Raw genomic sequence first — 19787 nt, forward strand, 5'->3', positions numbered from 1 at the left:
CTGAGCCCGGAATTTTTTGCGATCGCGACGGAAACTGACATCTGGCGCGTGAAGACTGGAAACAGTCTGGCAAATCAGAGGGAACTGGATATATGGCTGCGCGTGAGACCATCAAAACCATGTCGCTGTCGATTGCGATCTGCATCGCCGTGGTAGTGCGTATGATATTCTGATCAGGACGCGCATTTTCTCCATCCGGTTGGGCAAGTCGGCGCAGCGAAGGTGTAACCTGCTCCGATTCAACCAAAAAAGGCAGACCCGAAGCAGGTCGCGATCAGGCTTCGCCAAGCTCGACGAGAAGATCCTTGGCGTCGATCTGGCCACCGGGCTGAACATGAACAGCGGCTACAACCGCATCATGTTCGGCATGGATGCCGGTTTCCATCTTCATGGCTTCGATTGTTAAAAGCAGATCCCCGGCGCTGACTTTCTGTCCGGCCTTTACACCCACGCTGGCCACAACCCCGGGCATCGGTGCGCCGACATGGTTCTGATTGCCCTGCTCGGCCTTCGGACGTGATGCGGTCGAGGATTTCACCAATCTGTTCGGAACGCGGATCACGCGGGGCTGGCCGTTGAGTTCAAAAAAGACCTTCACTTCTCCGTTTTCATCGGTTTCGCCAATTGCCTGGCATCGGATCTCCAGCGTTTTGCCCGGATCGATCTCGGCCGAGATCTCCTCGCCGGGCTCCATACCGTAAAAGAAGGTTCGCGTCGGCAGCGTGCGCACCGGCCCGTAGATGCGATGCCGTCCCATGTAGTCCAGAAAAACCTTTGGATACATGAGGTAACCATTCAGATCCTCGTCATCGACCTCCTTACCTTCCAATTCCTTGGAAACCTCCGCCCGGATAGCCTCAAGGTCAACCGGGTTGAGGTGCTTTCCCGGGCGTTCGGTGTTGGGGGCTTCGTCCTTGAGAACTTTGCTGACGATACTGTTTGGGAAACCGCCCGGCGGCTGCCCGATGTTGCCCCGCAACATGTCGACAACAGACTCCGGGAACGCGACCTCGACGTCGGGATCTTCCACTTCCTCCCGCGTCAGCCCTTGAGAGACCATCATCAGGGCCATGTCGCCAACCACTTTGGACGAAGGCGTTACCTTGACGATATCTCCGAACATCCGGTTCACGTCGGCATAGGTCTGGGCGACTTCGTGCCAGCGTTCTTCCAGCCCGAGCGAGCGCGCTTGCGCCTTGAGGTTGGTAAACTGGCCGCCGGGCATCTCGTGCAGATAGACCTCGGACGCGGGGGCCTGAAGCCCCGACTCGAACGCAGCATACTGCGCCCGCACGGCTTCGAAATAGTCGGAAATCTCGCGAATTGCCCCGATATCCAGCCCGGTGTCCCGATCGGTGTGACGCAGGGTTTCCACCACTGTCCCCAAGGTGGCCTGAGAGGTGTTGCCAGAGAAGCTGTCCATTGCGCAGTCTACCGCGTCAACACCGGCCTCGGAGGCCGCGAGGATCGTCGCGCAGGCCACACCAGCCGTATCGTGGGTGTGGAAATGGATGGGCAGACCGATCTCTTCTTTCAGCGCCTTCACAAGTGCACGGGCCGAAGCGGGCTTCATAACGCCAGCCATGTCCTTGAGGCCCAGAATATGAGCGCCGGCGTCGCGCAGTTCCCGCGCCATGCCCACATAGTATTTCAGGTCATACTTGGACCGCTCGGGGTCAAGGATGTCCCCAGTGTAGCAGATCGTGCCTTCGCAGATCTTGTTCTGACCAAGCACCGCGTCCATTGCCACACGCATATTTTCGACCCAGTTAAGGCTGTCGAACACGCGGAACAGGTCAACCCCGGTTACTGATGCCTGCCGGACGAATTCCTGCACGACATTGTCCGGGTAGTTCGTGTATCCGACCCCATTCGAACCACGCAGAAGCATCTGGGTCATCAGGTTCGGCATCGCTTCGCGCAGGTCGCGCAGGCGTTGCCAGGGGCATTCCTGCAGGAACCGGTAAGCCACGTCGAACGTCGCGCCCCCCCAACATTCTACCGAAAACAGTTGCGGAAGGTTCGACGCATAGCTGGGTGCCACCTTGATCATGTCGATCGACCGCATCCGCGTGGCCAACAGAGACTGGTGTCCGTCGCGCATCGTGGTGTCGGTGATCAGCAATTGGCGCTGCGCCTTCATCCAGTCGGCAACGGCTTGTGGCCCCTTCTGTTCCAGCAGGTTGCGGGTTCCCATCTGGGGTTCCGCCTTTCTGGCCGGCGGCTTTGGCGTCTTGAGATTGGCAGCGGGCAGGGGCCGGCCCTTGGTTTCCGGATGTCCATTCACCGTGACATCGGCGACATAGGTCAGGACCTTTGTACCCCGGTCCCTGCGTTTCTTGAACTGGAACAGATCCGGCGTCTCGTCGATGAACTTGGTTGTGTATTCATTGCCAAGAAAGGTCTGATGCTTCAGCAGGTTTTCGACGAATGCGATGTTGGTGGAAACGCCGCGAATTCGGAACTCGCGCAGTGCCCTGTCCATACGGGCAATTGCTTTTTCCGGGGTCGGAGCCCAAGCGGTTACCTTGACCAGCAAAGAATCGTAATACCGGGTGATCACACCGCCGGAATAAGCCGTGCCGCCGTCCAGTCTGATGCCGAGACCAGTGGCCGAGCGGTAGGCGGCAATACGTCCGTAGTCGGGGATGAAATTGTTCTGCGGGTCTTCGGTGGTGATGCGCGTCTGCAGGGCATGGCCATTAAGCGACACATCTTGCTGCGATGCCTTGCCGGTCGCTTCAGCGATGGATTTGCCTTCGGCGATCAGAATCTGCGACTGCACTATGTCGATCCCGGTCACTTCCTCGGTGACGGTGTGTTCGACCTGAACACGAGGATTCACCTCGATGAAATAGAACTTGTCGGTTTCCATATCCATCAGGAATTCGACCGTACCAGCGCACTCATAATCTACATGGGCACAGATGCGGCGACCAAGATCGCAGATTTCAGCCCGCTGTTCTTCCGTCAGATACGGGGCAGGGGCCCGTTCGACGACCTTTTGGTTTCGGCGCTGGACCGAGCAATCGCGTTCGAACAGGTGATACATGCCGCCCTGTTTGTCGCCAAGGATCTGCACCTCGACATGGCGCGCCCGGATGATCATCTTTTCCAGATAACCTTCGCCATTGCCAAAGGCCGCCTCGGCCTCGCGGCGGCCTTCCAGAACCTTTTCTTCCAACTCGTCTTCAGACTGGATCGGGCGCATGCCGCGCCCGCCGCCACCCCATGACGCCTTGAGCATCAGGGGATACCCGATTTCGCCTGCTTCGGCGCGGATCGCGTCCATGTCGTCGCCGAGAACTTCCGTGGCCGGAATCACCGGAACTCCGGCGGCAATCGCCACCTTGCGCGCACTTGCCTTATCGCCCAGCGCACGCATGGTCTCGGCGCGGGGTCCGATAAAGGTGATGCCGTTCTGCACGCAGGCATCCACGAAATCGGGGTTTTCTGATAGCAGGCCGTATCCGGGGTGGATCGCGTCGGCTCCGGATTCCTTGGCGACACGGATGATTTCGTCAATCGAAAGGTAGGCGGCCACGGGCCCCATCCCTTCGCCGATCCGATAGGCTTCATCCGCCTTGAAGCGATGCAGTCCAAGTTTGTCTTCTTCGGCGTAGACCGCGACCGTGCGTTTGCCCATCTCGTTGGCGGCACGCATTACGCGAATTGCGATCTCACCGCGGTTGGCGATCAGGATTTTCTTGAATTCCGGCATGGGCAGCCCTCCCGTTTGGCGTCTGTCCGGTCAATGTTGCGCGAACCAAATGCGATGCTGCACTGCAAAGCAATACCAACTGTTACGGAGATTTCCGCATTTATAGCCGGTTTTTCGGCCCTGCGGACTGATAGCGGCGCGGTCTTTTCAGAACTGTCATGTCTGCGACCACTTCAACAGCGAATCCGTCCACCCGCGAATGGAACCAATAGGCGAACGGAAATCTCTGCTCTGGGGCTTCAGGCGATGAGCTTGGAAGCGAGCTCGCTCAGCCGGGTCGCTCCGAGCTGGCCCATGTTCGCCTCGATGTCCTTTTTCAGCAGGTCGATCACATGGGATGCCCCGGTCGCACCCAGCGCGGCGAGGCCGAAATGAAAGGCACGACCGAGCATGACGAAATCGGCGCCCAGCGCCATCGCTCGGAGTATGTCGAGCCCACCTTCGACACCACTGTCGAAGATCACCGGCAAGCGGGTCGCTTCTCGCACAGCAGGCAGGCACTCAATGGCCCCGGGAGCCCCGTCGAACTGGCGGCCCGCATGGTTGGAAACCCAGATCCCGTCAACACCAACATGTTCGAGGGCTTGGGCATCTTCTGGCCGCAGCACACCCTTGATGACAAACGGCCCTGTCCAGTTGTCCCGTAGCCATTTGACATAATCCATGTCTGGAGACGTGCGGAGAAGGTATCCGATATGGGCGGTCGGCGGCAGGTTGCTTTGTCCCTGAACATACTTGTCCAGAGTTCGCATATGCGGCATCCCGCGCCGTGCCGTGGCCATCGCCCAAGAGGGGCGGCGGGCAACCTGCCACAACAGCCGTGGTGTCAGTTTCGGCGGCTGGGTTAGGCCCGATCGGGTTTGCCGTTCCCGGCGGGAGGCGACAGGTACGTCCACGGTAAGAACAAGGGTCGAAAACCCGGATTGTCTGGCACGGTCCAGCAGATCGCGGCGGATGTCCTCTTTCTTGGGCGGGTACAGCTGAAACCAGCCGTCCGACCCGATATGCGGTGCGAGATCTTCCGGCGACTGACTGGCGACGGTAGACAGGGCAAAGGGGATTCCGGCCCCGGCCGCAGCACGGGCAAGATGCCCTTCGGCGTCGGGCCAGATCAACCCGGACATGCCCACCGGTGCCACGCCAAACGGCAGCGAATGCTGGTTTCCAAACAACTCGGTGGAAAGATCCGGCGCCTGCGCGCCTTGCAGCACCGATGGCAGGAACATTACTCGATCCAGCGCCTCTCGATTGCGCGCCTTGGTTTGTTCCTGACCGGTTCCACTGTCTAGGTATTCCCAGACAAACCGGGGAAGTCGGCGGCGCGCGCGCCACTTCAGGTCGTCGATCCCGGGATATCCGCTGTGAAGATCCATGGCGCGAAGAAAGCGACAAAGTTGAGAATTTGTCCAGTCGCTGGCGAGTTTCATCCGTATCCGGGGCGAACATAGAGAGAACGGATCTTTAACGGCCTGCCTAATCGCGCTATGTTCGCTGCCATGAGCAGTTTTGACGAAATGGACGCCTTTGAGGGCGCCTCGCTGTCCGCCCGTGCCATGGCCGCACGCCCGATGCCTTATTTGGACGGCCTGAACCCCGAACAGCGCGCTGCGGTGGAAACACTGGACGGGCCGGTTTTGATGTTGGCCGGAGCCGGCACGGGTAAGACCAAGGCGCTGACGACCCGGATCGTGCACCTGTTGAACACAGGCGCGGCGCGTCCGAATGAGATCCTTGCCGTGACCTTTACCAACAAGGCCGCACGCGAGATGAAAGAGCGGGTGTCCGGTCAGTTGGGCGAAGTTGTAGAAGGCATGCCTTGGCTCGGAACGTTCCACTCGATTTGCGTCAAGCTGTTGCGCCGCCATGCCGAGTTGGTCGGGTTGAAATCGAACTACACGATCCTCGACACCGACGATCAGCTGCGCCTGCTCAAACAGTTGGTGTCGGCAGCAGGCGTTGACGACAAACGTTGGCCCGCCCGTCAATTGGCGGCAATTATTGACAGCTGGAAAAACCGGGCTCTGACACCGGATAAAATCCCCGGCGCGGATGCCGGGGCCTATAACAGTAAGGGACCAAAGCTCTACGCCGAATATCAAGAACGCCTGCGCCAGCTGAATGCCGTGGATTTCGGTGATTTGCTGCTACATATGGTGACGATCTTCCAGTCTCATCCGGATGTGCTGGAACAATACCAAAGGTGGTTCCGCTACATCCTCGTGGACGAGTATCAGGATACCAACGTCGCCCAATATCTCTGGCTGCGACTGCTGGCGGCGGGACACAAGAATATCTGCTGCGTCGGCGATGACGACCAGTCAATCTATGGCTGGCGGGGTGCCGAGGTCGGAAACATCCTGAAGTTCGAAAAGGACTTTCCCGGCGCAAAGGTGATCCGGCTGGAGCAGAATTACCGCTCGACCCCCCACATTCTCGCTGCGGCTTCGGGTGTGATTGACGGAAACGAGGGGCGTCTGGGCAAGACGCTATGGACCGCCAAGGAAGAGGGCGAGAAAATCCGCCTGATCGGTCATTGGGATGGTGAGGAAGAAGCGCGCTGGATCGGCGAGGAAATCGATTCCATGCAGGGTGGCACGCGCGGGATGCGGCCCGTGAGCCTCAACGAAATCGCCATTCTTGTGCGCGCCAGCCACCAAATGCGTGCCTTCGAAGACCGTTTTCTGACCATCGGCCTGCCTTATCGTGTGATTGGCGGCCCTCGGTTTTACGAACGGATGGAGATCCGTGATGCCATGGCCTATTTCCGGCTTGTGGTCAGTCCTGATGATGATCTGGCCTTTGAGCGGATTGTGAACACACCTAAGCGCGGCCTGGGTGATAAGGCACAACAGACCATCCAGATCACGGCCCGCGCTAACGATGTTCCGCTATTGGCCGGAGCGCGTATCGCCGTTGAAACGGGCCTGATCAAAGGCAAGGGTGGCGCGGCCTTGCGCGAATTGGTTGAAGGCCTCGCGCGCTGGCGGTCAATGATGCAGGGACCGGTCCGCACTCTGGAGCCCGAAGACGGAGAAGTGCTTGACGATGGGTTGCCGCTCGAGCCAACCCCGCGTGGTACATCCGATGTCAGCCATATCGAACTGGCCGAGATCATTCTCGACGAATCCGGTTACACCGGCCATTGGCAGAATGATAAGACGCCCGAGGCGCCGGGGCGGTTGGAGAACCTCAAGGAACTGGTGAACCAACTGGACAATTTCGAGAACCTGCAAGGGTTTCTGGAACATGTCAGCCTGATCATGGACAACGACAAGCAGGACGCCGAAAGCAAAGTCTCGATCATGACCCTGCATGCCGCCAAGGGGCTCGAATTTCCTGCCGTTTTCCTGCCGGGTTGGGAGGACGGCCTGTTTCCATCGCAACGCTCGATGGATGAAAATGGGATCAAGGGGCTCGAGGAAGAACGGCGGCTGGCCTATGTCGGCATTACCCGGGCAGAGGAACTGTGTACGATTTCTTTTGCAGCCAACCGGCGGGTATTCGGGCAATGGCAATCGGCCCTGCCGTCGCGGTTCATTGACGAATTGCCCGAGGCCCATGTGGATGTCCTGACCCCGTCGGGGCTTTATGGGGGCCACGGCGCCGGTTCGGTGCAGGCCGGTATCGAAACCCGCGCCGCCGAAGCCAATGTCTACAACTCACCGGGATGGAAGCGACTGCAGGCGCGGCAGGGGCAGCGGGGCCTCTCTCAGCCAAAGGAAACCCGGAATTCGGTCATTGATCTTGACGCCGTTTCCAGTTTCGAAATGGGAGAACGGGTGTTTCACCAGAAATTCGGCTATGGTGCCGTGATTGGCATCGAAGGCGACAAGCTCGAAATCGACTTTGAAAAGGCAGGAACCAAAAAGGTTCTGGCACGTTTTCTGTCTGCGAGCGATGACATTCCGTTCTGAATCGGCCTTTTGGGGCCGGATCTGATAAGTTTTGCGTTTCCTCGGACGTTTGTGCCCGCAGCGCGGTTTGGAAACTTCCGTGACCCCAAGGTCGCTTTCGGCGGATTGTTGCGGTGCTGTCGGTTCATCCCAGTCCCAAGAATGAAAAACGGCGGCACCCGGGAGGAGGTGGGGCCGCCGTTCTCTTGCATCGCCGAAACCAGGGAGGAGGAGTGTTCCGGCGCATCTCTACCAACTGGTATGGGGTGGTGCGGCAGCGCCCAGGGAGGAGGGGCGCCGCCGCTTGCACAACACACAGGCCAGGGAGGAGGAGAGACCCGGTGTATGGCGTCCGGCGGTTTGGGCCGGTATTTTTGCGGCGACATCAGGGAGGAGGAAGATGCCGCCGCCTAAGTCAGACCCCAAGGGAGGAGAGGGATCTGAACCCGAAATCTGTTATGCGCCAGCCTCGTAGGCGGCTTGATAAGCAACCCGGCGCAGAGACGAACGGTGAAGACCGAGATCCGCCAGCTCACGATTGCTGAGAGCGAAAAGCTCATTGTAGGTCTTCCGGTATACCCGGTAGCACGCGAACCGGTTGTTCAGTGCTTCTGCCACTGCTTTCAGGTTGAACGCCGCAGTTTGGGAGGCGGAATATTCCGTGGTCAGGGCCATGTTCTCGTTTCCGTGTCTTCGTCTTGCGGTGCATCTGCGCCGCGGTTGGTGAGGATGAAGATAGGCAAATGCTGCAAGTGCACAATAGCTTGCGAGGTCAATGCTGCTATGCAGCAAGTGCATAGATTGCCTGAGGATTTTTGAATACCGATCGGATGCTCATGTTTTATTGAGGGTTCAGTTGGCTTGACTCGGTTCTTTTACGCAGGGTCAAGAGCAGGGAGTATGTGATTGCGACGCAACGTCCGCGCTCGAAAAGCTGCCCATTCTTTGTGGGGAGGATGGCTCAGTTGCAGTTGATCTGAGGCCAACTGTGAATCGAAGACGTTGGAACAGACGATGCTGGCCAGATCTGGGAATGCATGGGAAGGGGCGTGGGAAAAGGTGGGACGCTACCCGTGAAATGCCCCAAAGAGGGCCGAATCATGGGGCGCTCGTGGAGTCGAGTCGGCTGATTCCTCCATATGTGAGGGGAACAATGAGGGAACGCGTAGTGGTTCCTTGGTTGGGCTTGTATTTTTCCGGGAAATCGTGGGAAAAATTTAAGGCAACATCTATGCCACTATATATGGTGTATCTGTTTGCTTGATACACCATCAGGGCTGAATTTCAGCAGCCGCTCACTTGATTTCACTCTGCAATAGCTGCTTTCATATCGTGGCTTAGTGAAATTTTCCCAATGATGGCTATTGATTTCCATAAATTCCCATGGCATCCCTAGTTCATCCGATGAGGACGAGGCAGCAGGGGCGCCAAACGACCCCAACCAATAAAAAAACGGTTTCATACAGGCACTTCGCTTTCATCGAACTAAGAGATCCGGCGCGCGAGCGAGCAGACATCCCCCCAGGTGGCGCGCGCAGTCGGACACCCCGCAAAGCGGGCTAAGGCGGCGGGTTGATCAGTGGCAGCAGATCAACCCGCCGTTTTCACATTCCGGGGAAGATTTTAGGGGGCGCAGGCGAAAGGGACAATCGGCTTGGCGCGCAGGTTCAGAGGCGAAAGCCACCATAAGGTGGACAGCAAGGGCAGGGTGTCGATCCCGGCCTCGTTTCGCCGTGTGCTTGAAGCGGGCGATCCCAACTGGCAATCCGGAGACAATCCCGAACTGGTAATCGTATACGCCGACCATCGCCGCGCGTTTCTTGAGTGTTATACGATGGAGGCAATCGACGAGGTCGACGCCAAAATCGACGCGTTGCCGCGTGGCTCGATGCAGCGAAAGGCGTTGCAGCGCATGTTCCACGGGCAGTCCTTTCCTACCAATGTGGACGAGACCGGCCGCCTGGTCCTGCCGGCCAAGCTGCGCAAGAAAATCGGCTTGGAAGGCGAGGCATTCTTTATCGCAGCCGGGGATACCTTCCAGATCTGGAATCCGGACACCTACGAGAGCGAGGAACTTGCTCGCGCGGACGAGTGGCTGGACGAACAGGGTGACGATTTCGACCCGATGGAATTCCTCGACGGTGCCGGTCCCGCCGAAACCGGGAGCGCGTGACGGCATGGCTGCTGCGGCCCGCCCCGAAACTGATCCTCATATTCCCGTCCTGCTGCGCCCGCTTCTGGCAGCGGTGGCTCCGGTTACCGGCACCTGGCTGGACGGAACATTCGGCGCCGGCGGATACACGCGCGGACTGCTGGAGGCCGGGGCGGACAAGGTCATTGGAGTGGATCGGGATCCGCTGGCCTTCGAGATGGCAGCAGATTGGGCAAGGAAGTTCGGCGACCGGTTGGTATTGCAGGCGGGCGTCTTTTCGCGAATGGATGAGTATGCCACGGACCTCGACGGCGTGGTTCTGGATCTCGGCGTTTCGTCAATGCAGTTGGATCAGGCTGAACGCGGCTTTTCTTTTATGAAAGACGGGCCGTTGGACATGCGCATGAGCCAGGAGGGTGAAAGCGCGGCGGATCTGGTCAACACTGCTTCTGAAGCACTCCTCGCCGACATTCTCTTTCATTTCGGCGAGGAACGCGCCAGCCGCCGGATCGCAAAGGCCATCGTTCGGGCGCGTGCCGAGGCGCCGATCACCACCACCCTGCAACTTGCAGCCATCGTGGAATCCTGCCTGCCGCGGGCAAAGCCCGGCCAGTCGCATCCGGCGACCCGCAGCTTCCAGGGGCTGCGTATCGCTGTGAATTCTGAATATGATGAGCTGTTTCAGGGCCTTATGGCCGCTGAGCGGGCCTTGAAGCCGGGTGGGCAACTGGCTGTTGTAACCTTTCATTCCATCGAAGACCGGATGGTGAAACGCTTCCTGCAAGCGCGGGCCGGTCAATCAGGGCGCGCCAACAGATACGCGCCTGAAACAGTTCAGGATGCGCCGCAATTTGTTCTGAAATCACGCAAGGCGATTGGCCCGGATGCACAGGAGCTGGCAGAAAACCCGCGCGCTCGGTCTGCCAAGTTGCGGGTGGCGCAACGGACAGATGCCCCCGCAGGCACAATCGATGCGCGCGCCATCGGGATGCCGCAACTGAAGGAGAGCCGCACATGAGAAGCCTTCTGTATGTATTGACGGCGCTGGGCGTCTTCGGGCTCGCCTTCTGGGCCTATCAGGAAAACTACAGGACACAGGAAGTGCTGAAGGATACGCAACGCTTGCAGCGTGAAATTGGTGCGGCGCAGGTCAGGTTGAGCGTTCTGAGGGCGGAATGGGCCTATCTCAATCGGCCCGACCGCCTGCGGGAACTGTCCGAGATCAACTTTACCCGCCTCGGTCTGTTGCCTTTGACGCCAAATCAGTTCGGTCGCGTCGATCAGGTGGCCTATCCCCGCAAAGAGGATCCGCTTGGCTTCCTTGATGCAATCGACGTCTCCTCTCAGCCGCAGGAGCAGTTCCCATGACTCGAGTCCCCCTGCGCCCTCTGGCGCGAATTCTTCCGGCGCGCGCTCGAGGCGAAAACACCGACGTTATCGAGCAGGAGAACATCCGCCGCCGTCACGAAGAGATGCAAGACCGCACGCGCGCCCGCGCCGAAGGTCGGCTGTTCGTATTGGGTGCCTTTTTCTTTTGCGCTTTCGCGCTCGTCGGCGGGCGCATGGGTGTTCTGGCCACGTCCGAAGCGGCCGAGCCGCGCGCCAGCGCCGGCGGCGCGACCATCGCAACGCAGCGGGCAGATATTCTGGACCGGAACGGCAACATTCTGGCGACCAATTTCGAAACGCATTCGCTTTATGCTCAACCGCCACAGATGGTTGATCCGGTCGCTTCGGCCGAGCAGTTGGTGGCGATTTTTCCAGATCTCGACAGAGACCGCCTGATTAAGGACTTCACGGGCAAAAGAAAGTTCCTTTGGATCAAGAAGCGTATCAGTCCCGAACAGAAACAGGCCGTCCATGACATCGGCGATCCCGGGCTGCTTTTCGGGCCGCGCGAGATGCGCCTCTATCCCAACGGGCGTTTGGCTGCGCATGTGCTCGGCGGAGCCGGGTTCGGCAAAGAGGGTGTGAGCGCCGCCGAAGTGATCGGCGTGGCAGGCGTCGAAAAGCAATTCGACGGCTATCTTCGCGACCCGGCCAACGGTGCGAAGCCGCTACAATTGTCGCTGGACCTTACGGTTCAGGCTGCGGCCGAGCAGGTTCTTTACGGCGGCATGAAGCTGATGAACGCAAAAGGCGCAACTTCGGTGCTGATGGATGTGCATACGGGCGAGGTCATCTCAGTCGTATCGCTGCCGGATTTCGATCCGAATGACCGGCCTGTTCCCTTGACGCAAGGAGACCAGTCCGACAGCCCGCTGTTCAACCGATCGGTGCAGGGTGTTTACGAACTTGGCTCCACGTTCAAGATCTTTACCGCTGCGCAGGCTGTTGATCTTGGGTTGGTGAATTCGGAAACCATCATCGACACATCCGGCCCGATGAGGATCGGTCGGTTTCCGATTGGAGAGTTTCGCAACAAGAACTATGGCGATCTGAGCGTCGCGGACATCATCGTCAAAAGCTCGAACCGGGGCACAGGGCGGCTGGCATTGCAGATCGGGTCGAAAAGACAGCAGGCGTTTCTTGATGCGCTTGGGATGTTCGATGCAACACCGTTTGAGATTGTCGAGGCGGCCGGTGGCAAACCGCTGAAGCCAAAAAAATGGGGTGAATTGAGCACTGTCACCATTTCCTACGGTCACGGTCTTTCGACCAGCCCGATGCACCTTGCGGCCGGGTACGCCGCGATCGCCAATGGCGGACATTATGTCAGCCCGACAATCCTGAAGCAGAATGGGTCGCAACACGGTCCGCGGGTCATGTCAGCGAACGCCGCTGGTCAGGCACAGTTGATGCTGCGCAAGGTCGTGACCAGCGGCACCGCCAGTTTCGGAGAAGTTCCGGGATACGAAGTGGCTGGCAAGACCGGCACGGCGGACAAACCCAAACCGCGCGGCGGGTACTACGAGAACAAGGTGATCGCCACCTTTGCGTCGATGTTTCCGGCCAGCGATCCGCAATACGTGCTGATCGTTACACTGGATGAGCCCTCTGTCATTGCGCATGGCGAGGAGCGACGCACGGCGGGTTGGACGGCGGTGCCGGTGGCAGCCGAACTGATCGGTCGCGTGGCGCCGCTTCTCGGGCTCAGGCCGAAGGTTGAGCCGGGACAGCTGGCTGGTATAACGCTGACCTCGAACTAGGCAGTAGCGGGTGGGCAGAATATGGGCAACGTCACGGGCAAACAGGCAAAACCTCTCAGCCAGCTGGCCCTGACCGCGCGCGGAGCACTGGATCCGCAGATTTCGGGGCTTTCCGTAGACAGTCGCGCGGTGGAACCCGGACATCTGTTCGCGGCACTGCCCGGAACTCAGGTTCACGGAGCACGTTTTGTTCTCGGGGCGATGGAGCTTGGCGCCGCGGCCATCCTGACGGACGCGGAGGGCGCGGCTCTGGCAGCGGATGCTCTGTCCGGGGCAGATGTCGCGCTGGTGGTTGTCGAGGATCCGCGTCAGGCCTTGGCTTGTGCCGCCGCACTTTGGTTTGGCAAGCAGCCCGAAACCATGATTGCGGTTACGGGCACCAACGGAAAGACTTCTGTTTCGTCATTTGTGCGCCAGATCTGGATGGAACTCGGTCACGCGGCGGTCAATCTTGGCACAACCGGGGTTGAAGGTGCGTGGACCGCGCCGCTGGCACACACCACGCCTGAGCCAATAACTCTGCATCGCTGTCTTGCCGGAGCTGCCGAGGCGGGCGTGACACATGCCGCGATGGAAGCATCGAGTCATGGGCTCGAACAACGCAGGCTTGACGGTGTCCACCTGAAGGCTGCCGGGTTCTCCAATTTCACTCAGGATCACCTTGATTATCATGACACGTTCGAGGCCTATTTCGCGGCCAAGGCGGGTTTGTTCCGTCGTGTGTTGCCCGAGGACGGCACCGCGGTCATCAACCTGGACGACCCGCGCGGTGCGGAAATGCGGGCCATCGCGGCGGCAAGAGGTCAGAACGTCCTGACCGTCGGGCACACGGGCAGCGATCTGGTCCTTCTGAACCAGCGCTTTAACGCGACCGGTCAGGATCTTCGGTTTTCGTGGCAGGGCAGACCTTATCAGGCCCGGTTGCACCTCATTGGCGGGTTTCAGGCGGAAAACGTGCTTTTGGCCTGCGGTCTGGTCATCGCCGGTGGCGAAGATCCCGAACGTGTTTTTGAGACCCTTCCTCATCTGACAACGGTGCGCGGGCGCATGCAGTTGGCTGCGACACGCGACAACGGCGCGGCGGTGTTTGTCGATTATGCGCATACACCCGACGCGGTTTCGACGGCGCTGCGCGCCCTGCGCCCGCATGTGATGGGCCGGCTTGTGGCCATCGTCGGTGCCGGTGGCGACCGGGACACGGGCAAGCGCCCATTGATGGGGCAGGCGGCGGCCGAGAATGCGGATCTGGTGATCGTGACCGATGACAACCCACGTAGCGAGAACCCCGGATCCATCCGGGCTGCAGTTTTGGGTGGTGCCCCGAATGCAACCGAAGTTGGCGATCGGGCCGAAGCGATCCTGCGCGGCGCAGACCTGCTCGAGCCCGGTGATGCGTTGCTGATCTGCGGCAAGGGGCACGAGACCGGGCAGATCGTTGGCGATCAGATTTTGCCCTTTGATGATGTGGAACAAGCCAGCGTTGCCGTTGCCGCGCTGGATGGGAGGATGGCATGACGCTCTGGATATCTCAGGACGCTGAAACAGCGACCCACGGGCGGGCGACCTGCACGTGGGAAGCAACCGGGGTTTCGATCGATACCCGCACGCTGCAGCCCGGTGATCTCTTTGTTGCGTTGACCGCGGCGCGGGACGGGCACGAATTCGTTGCGCAGGCGCTGGGGAAAGGGGCTGCTGCGGCGATGGTCTCAAGAGTGCCAGACGGGGTCAGCGAAGACGCCCCTCTGTTGATTGTCGAAGATGTTCAGGCCGGGCTGGAAGCACTGGGCGCCGCTGCCCGCGCGCACACTGCCGCCAAAGTGGTGGCGGTGACGGGAAGTGCGGGCAAGACATCCACCAAGGAGATGCTGTCGGTCATGCTGTCCGATCAGGGCCGTACCCATGCCAGTGTTGCCAGCTACAACAACCATTGGGGCGTTCCCTTGACCCTTGCGCGGATGCCCCGCGACACCGAATTTGCAATCATTGAAATCGGAATGAACCACCCGGGAGAAATCGAGCCGTTGGCGCGTCAGGCCCGACCACATGTCGCCCTGGTGACCACTGTGGCGGCGGCTCATCTCGAGGCTTTCGACTCGGTTGATGACATTGCCCGCGAGAAAGGTGCAATTTTCCAAGGTTTGTTGCCTCAGAGCGTCGCCGTCTACAATGCTGGCCTGCCCCAGTCTACGATCCTGAAGGATCTTGCCGAAAAGTCAGGGGCACGGCTTTCGCCCTTTGGTCCGAAGGATGCTCCGAACCATCTGGAGACACTGACACGCAAGGGCGACCGTCTGAGCGGCACCGCACGTATTGATGGCTTTCCGCTGTTTATCGAACTCAATGCGGCCGGGGCGCATTTTGCATCAAACGCACTGGGAGCCCTAGCCGCCTGTGTGGCGCTGGGCGCCGATCTGCAGCGCGCTGCCGAAAGCCTGTCCAAATGGACGCCGTTCCAAGGGCGCGGAGCCCGCGAGACGATAACGCGCCAAACTGGTTCGCTGGACCTGATTGATGACAGTTACAACGCCAACCCCGCCTCGATGGCGGCGGCGCTGGACGTATTGGCAGGCGCTTCCGGCAAGCGTCATATTGCCATAGTGGGCGATATGAAAGAGCTGGGCCCGCAGGCCGAAGCCCTCCACGCCGGACTTGCCAGCCTTCCGGCAATGAAATCTATCGACACGGTCCATTGTGTTGGTCCCCTGATGCAGTCATTGCATGCGGCTCTGCCGGAAGGCCGGCGCGGCCTCTGGAGTGAGACCTGCGAGGACCTGGCCGCCCGGCTGCCCGACATGCTGAGAGATGGCGATATCGTGCTGGTCAAAGGGTCGCTCAGTATGGGATTGGCGCGGATCGTTGACGCCATCCGGAAAATGGGTCATGGCGAGCGCGCTTGAACGACGCCCGCGCAGGGCAAAGAAAGGGTGATATGCTTTATTGGTTGACCGCATTGTCGGATGGCGGGGACATCTGGAACCTGTTCCGCTACATTACATTTCGCTCTGGCGGCGCTTTTCTTACCGCTCTTGTTTTTGGTTTTCTGTTCGGCAAGCCCCTGATCAACGTTCTGCGCAAGCGGCAGGGCAAGGGGCAGCCGATCCGCGATGACGGTCCCGAAGCGCATATTGCAAAGGTTGGCACGCCAACAATGGGAGGCCTTCTGATTGTCGGCGCCCTTGTAACCTCAACCCTGCTCTGGGCGCGTTGGGACAACCCCTTTGTGTGGATGGTTCTCTTTGTAACGCTGGCCTACGCCGCAATCGGTTTTGCCGATGACTACGCAAAGGTGTCCAAGCAGAACACCAAGGGCGTACCGGGCAAGCTCAGGCTGGCGCTTGGGATTCTAATTGCGGTGATCGCTGCCGTGTGGGCGGCACAGTTCCATCCCGAGCCGTTGCAGAACAAGCTGGCTCTGCCGGTGTTCAAGGATACGCTGATCAATCTGGGCATTCTCTATATCCCGTTCGCAGTGGTGGTCGTCGTGGGTGCTGCCAACGCAGTCAATCTGACCGATGGTCTTGATGGTTTGGCGATCATGCCGGTGATGATTGCCGGCTCGACACTTGGCGTGATCGCCTATGCGGTCGGGCGGGTCGACTTTACCGAATATCTCGACGTGCATTACGTGCCGGGCACGGGTGAGATTTTCATCTTTACCATGGCGCTCTTCGGTGCCGGTCTCGGGTTTTTGTGGTACAACGCCCCGCCCGCCGCAGTATTCATGGGCGATACAGGATCTCTGGCGCTGGGTGGTGCATTGGGCGCGATTGCCGTGGCCACCAAGCACGAGCTCGTGCTGGCGATTGTCGGCGGCCTCTTTGTGGTCGAGGCACTTTCGGTCATCATTCAGGTTCTCTATTTCAAGCGCACCGGAAAACGGGTTTTCCTGATGGCGCCGATCCATCATCACTACGAGAAAAAGGGATGGGCCGAACCCACCATCGTGATCCGCTTCTGGATCATTTCGCTGATCCTCGCGATGATCGGCCTGGCGACGCTGAAGGTGCGGTAAGGCGCTCCCACCGCCTTCGAAGGGCTGCGCCCTCCTGCCAGACGTTGGGCCCGGCAGGCGCTGGCGCGCCTGCGCCCCCGCGCGGGACAAGCTCTTGCAATCCTAACCCCGCCCGTTACAGGGTTGCTTCCGAACCAGCCTGAACAGGGAGGATACGCACGGTGATCCCGGTCAAAACGATGGAAGGTCAGTCGGTGGCCATTCTCGGCCTGGGCCGTTCCGGCCTGTCGGCTGCGCGCGCCCTGAAGGCAGGTGGTGCAAGCCCCGTCTGCTGGGATGACAATCCGGCCGCCCGCGAAGTTGCGGAAGCAGAGGGGTTCACCTGCCGTGACCTGAGAAAACCCGGCGCCTTCGACGGCGTTGACCGGCTGGTGCTGTCGCCCGGTATTCCGCATCTCTATCCCGAACCCAACCCGATGGTGGCAGCAGCGCTGGAGGCAGGTGTTCCGACGGACAACGACATCGGATTGTTCTTCCGGTCCTATGCCTCGCAAAGTTGGGAAAAGTTTGACACCATGCCGCAGGTCGTGGCGGTGACCGGCTCGAACGGCAAATCGACGACGTCGGCCCTGATCCATCACATCCTGACCGAAGCCGGCCGTCCCACCCAGCTGGCAGGTAATATCGGTCGTGGCGTGCTGGATATCGATCCGCCGCAGGATGGCGAAGTGGTTGTTCTGGAGCTCAGTTCGTATCAGACCGAACTTGCCCGGGCCCTGACCCCGGACGTGGCGGTGTTTACCAACCTGTCGCCGGATCATCTGGATCGGCATGGCGGCATGGGGGGGTACTTCGCAGCCAAACGCCGGCTGTTTTCCGAAGGTGGTCCGGATCGCGCCATCATTGGCGTCGACGAGGCAGAAGGTCGGTTCCTTGCAGGGCAACTTGCCGAAGGCGCAGCTGATGACCGGGTGATCCGTGTTAGTGCAGGACGCAAGTTGTCCGGCCCCGGCTGGCAGGTCTTTGTGCGCAAAGGGTTCCTGTCGGAGTATCGCAAGGGTCGGCAGGCCGGGTCTATCGATCTGCGTGGGATCAAGGGATTGCCCGGAGCACATAACCATCAGAATGCCTGCGCTGCTTACGCGACCTGCCGGGCGCTGGGACTGGCTCCGAGAGTGATCGAGGCGGCCTTTCACACCTTTCCCGGCCTGCCACATCGCAGCCAGATCATCGCTGAATCCGGTGGTGTCACCTACGTCAACGACAGCAAGGCGACCAACATCGACAGCGCGGCCAAGGCTCTGAGCGCTTTTTCCAGTATCCGCTGGATATGTGGCGGTTTGGAGAAAGAGGGTGGTCTTGCGGCATTGAACGCGGCTGCTGGGGCTGTCGTAAAGGCGTATGTAATCGGGCGCGAGGCCGCGCAGTTCGCCTTGCAGCTCAAAGTGGAAACGGAAATCTGCACCTCAATGGCTGTTGCAGTTGAACGCGCCATGAGTGAGGCGCAGGCGGGTGACACCGTTTTGTTAGCTCCTGCCGCAGCAAGTTTCGATCAATATGACAACTTTGAACAACGCGGAACTGATTTTGCCAACGAGGTAGCGTCCCGTTTGGGTATGGACTCGTCAGGCAGCTGAAGGGCCAATGTGACTGAGGCTCTTTTTCGGAGGTCAGTCGGTCCGGCGCCGGATTTCCTGACCGGCCGCATGCCCCGAACTCCAAGCCCACTGAAAATTGTAACCCCCAAGCCAACCGGTGACATCCACGGCTTCGCCGATGAAGAAAAGACCGGTAACAGAGCTCGCTTCCATGCTGCGCGATGACAGTTCCGCCGTGTCAATTCCGCCAAGTGTAACCTCTGCCGTTCGATATCCCTCGGTACCGGATGGGGTCAGTCGCCAGTTACGCAACCCGGAGACAATCTCGTTCAGGCGTCGGTCCGACTGGTCCGCGAGATTGCCGGAGAAATCGGCATCTTCGGCAAGATGATCAACCAGACGCGCGGGCAACAGGCGGGAAAGCTCGGTCGTGAGTGCCTTGCGGCCCTCGAACTGCCGTCGGGAGCGCAGGGTTTCCAACCCGTCGCCGCCGGGAAGCAGGTCAATGCTGATTTCTTCTCCCTCGCGCCAATAGGAGGAAAGCTGAAGTATGGCCGGCCCAGACAGGCCGCGATGGGTAAACAGCAGCGCCTCTTCAAAACCACAGCGATCATTGGCGGCATGTACCGGCAGCGAGAGGCCTGACAACGCCTTGAATCGCCCGTCACTGAAAGTGAACGGCGCCAGAGCGGCGCGGGTATCCGTGACGCGCAACCCGAACTGCCGGGCGATGTCATAGGCGAGCCCGGTGGCTCCCATTTTCGGGATCGACTTGCCGCCGGTTGCCAGCACAAGGTTGCGGCAGGAAAGCTCCAGACGCTCCCCTTCACGATCCACGGACAAGGCAAAGCCATCTTCGGTCTTTTGCAGGTCAGCCAGGGCGGTAAAGAGCCAAAGCTTTGCACCCGCGCGCTCCATTTCAGCGCGCAGCATTGAAACGATCTGCTTGGCGGATCCGTCGCAAAAAAGCTGCCCGAGCGTCTTTTCGTGCCACGCAATTCCGTGACGGTCGACAAGATCTATGAAATCCCACTGAGTGTAACGGGCCAGAGCGGATTTTGCGAAATGCGGGTTTTCGGAAAGGAAGTTGTCAGGTCCAGCGTGCAGATTTGTGAAGTTGCACCGCCCGCCACCCGAGATGCGGATCTTTTCCCCCGGTGACTTGGCATGATCGAGCACAAGCGTGCCGGGCCCGGCCTGTATCGCACACATCATGCCGGCGGCGCCGGCGCCGAGAATGATGGTCTCGTATCTTGTCGCTTTCCCCATGAACAGGCCACCTGACGCGGAATGCTGCCAATGGCAAGAGGAAGAGGCTGGTC

General features: G+C 59.7%; 13 protein-coding genes. 9 read left to right on the plus strand and 4 right to left on the minus strand.

Features of this window, described 5'->3' with window-relative positions:
- Positions 1–274: 274 nt before the first annotated feature.
- On the minus strand, positions 275–3721 hold the full coding sequence (locus tag ACP15U_RS13865) for a pyruvate carboxylase (RefSeq protein ID WP_425045735.1): 3447 nt from the start codon (positions 3719–3721) through the stop codon (positions 275–277).
- A gap of 239 nt (positions 3722–3960) precedes the next feature.
- Complete coding sequence (locus ACP15U_RS13870) at positions 3961–5094, minus strand: alpha-hydroxy acid oxidase (RefSeq protein WP_425045794.1); 1134 nt, start codon at positions 5092–5094, stop codon at positions 3961–3963.
- A gap of 123 nt (positions 5095–5217) precedes the next feature.
- On the opposite strand from ACP15U_RS13870, the gene ACP15U_RS13875 reads away from it, so the two are divergent.
- Positions 5218–7635: an ATP-dependent helicase gene (locus tag ACP15U_RS13875; protein WP_425045736.1), complete on the plus strand. Its 2418-nt coding sequence runs from the start codon at positions 5218–5220 to the stop codon at positions 7633–7635.
- Positions 7636–8070: 435 nt separating this feature from the next.
- Here the strand turns inward: ACP15U_RS13875 and ACP15U_RS13880 are convergent, their stop codons facing one another.
- Positions 8071–8289, minus strand: coding sequence for a DUF1127 domain-containing protein (locus ACP15U_RS13880; protein ID WP_425045737.1), 219 nt, complete (start codon positions 8287–8289; stop codon positions 8071–8073).
- A 979-nt stretch (positions 8290–9268) separates the two neighbouring features.
- Here ACP15U_RS13880 and mraZ point away from each other — a divergent pair.
- From mraZ to murD, 8 genes are all read left to right on the plus strand, one after another.
- Positions 9269–9787: a division/cell wall cluster transcriptional repressor MraZ gene (mraZ, locus tag ACP15U_RS13885; protein ID WP_425045738.1), complete on the plus strand. Its 519-nt coding sequence runs from the start codon at positions 9269–9271 to the stop codon at positions 9785–9787.
- A gap of 4 nt (positions 9788–9791) precedes the next feature.
- Positions 9792–10784 (plus strand): 16S rRNA (cytosine(1402)-N(4))-methyltransferase RsmH, encoded by a 993-nt coding sequence (gene rsmH / locus ACP15U_RS13890; RefSeq protein WP_425045739.1) that lies wholly within the window; start codon positions 9792–9794, stop codon positions 10782–10784.
- The gene (gene ftsL, locus ACP15U_RS13895) at positions 10781–11134 is read left to right on the plus strand and encodes a cell division protein FtsL (protein WP_425045740.1); all 354 of its coding nucleotides are present in this window, start codon (positions 10781–10783) and stop codon (positions 11132–11134) included. The genes rsmH and ftsL overlap by 4 nt, the downstream gene beginning before the upstream one ends.
- On the plus strand, positions 11131–12915 hold the full coding sequence (locus ACP15U_RS13900) for a peptidoglycan D,D-transpeptidase FtsI family protein (RefSeq protein ID WP_425045741.1): 1785 nt from the start codon (positions 11131–11133) through the stop codon (positions 12913–12915). Before ftsL ends, ACP15U_RS13900 begins: the two co-directional genes overlap by 4 nt.
- Positions 12916–12936: 21 nt before the next feature.
- Positions 12937–14430, plus strand: a complete 1494-nt coding sequence (locus tag ACP15U_RS13905; RefSeq protein ID WP_425045742.1) for a UDP-N-acetylmuramoyl-L-alanyl-D-glutamate--2,6-diaminopimelate ligase — start codon at positions 12937–12939, stop codon at positions 14428–14430.
- Positions 14427–15812 (plus strand): UDP-N-acetylmuramoyl-tripeptide--D-alanyl-D-alanine ligase, encoded by a 1386-nt coding sequence (locus ACP15U_RS13910; RefSeq protein ID WP_425045743.1) that lies wholly within the window; start codon positions 14427–14429, stop codon positions 15810–15812. Before ACP15U_RS13905 ends, ACP15U_RS13910 begins: the two co-directional genes overlap by 4 nt.
- 32 nt (positions 15813–15844) lie before the next feature.
- Complete coding sequence (mraY, locus tag ACP15U_RS13915) at positions 15845–16927, plus strand: phospho-N-acetylmuramoyl-pentapeptide-transferase (RefSeq protein WP_425045744.1); 1083 nt, start codon at positions 15845–15847, stop codon at positions 16925–16927.
- 161 nt (positions 16928–17088) lie between these two features.
- Positions 17089–18504, plus strand: a complete 1416-nt coding sequence (murD, locus tag ACP15U_RS13920; protein WP_425045745.1) for a UDP-N-acetylmuramoyl-L-alanine--D-glutamate ligase — start codon at positions 17089–17091, stop codon at positions 18502–18504.
- Positions 18505–18537: 33 nt separating this feature from the next.
- Here the strand turns inward: murD and ACP15U_RS13925 are convergent, their stop codons facing one another.
- Positions 18538–19734, minus strand: a complete 1197-nt coding sequence (locus tag ACP15U_RS13925; RefSeq protein ID WP_425045746.1) for an NAD(P)/FAD-dependent oxidoreductase — start codon at positions 19732–19734, stop codon at positions 18538–18540.
- Between the last annotated feature and the right edge of the window lie 53 nt (positions 19735–19787).

The sequence above is a fragment of the Primorskyibacter sp. S87 genome, from assembly GCF_049801055.1.
GTDB lineage: Bacteria > Pseudomonadota > Alphaproteobacteria > Rhodobacterales > Rhodobacteraceae > JBNAGF01.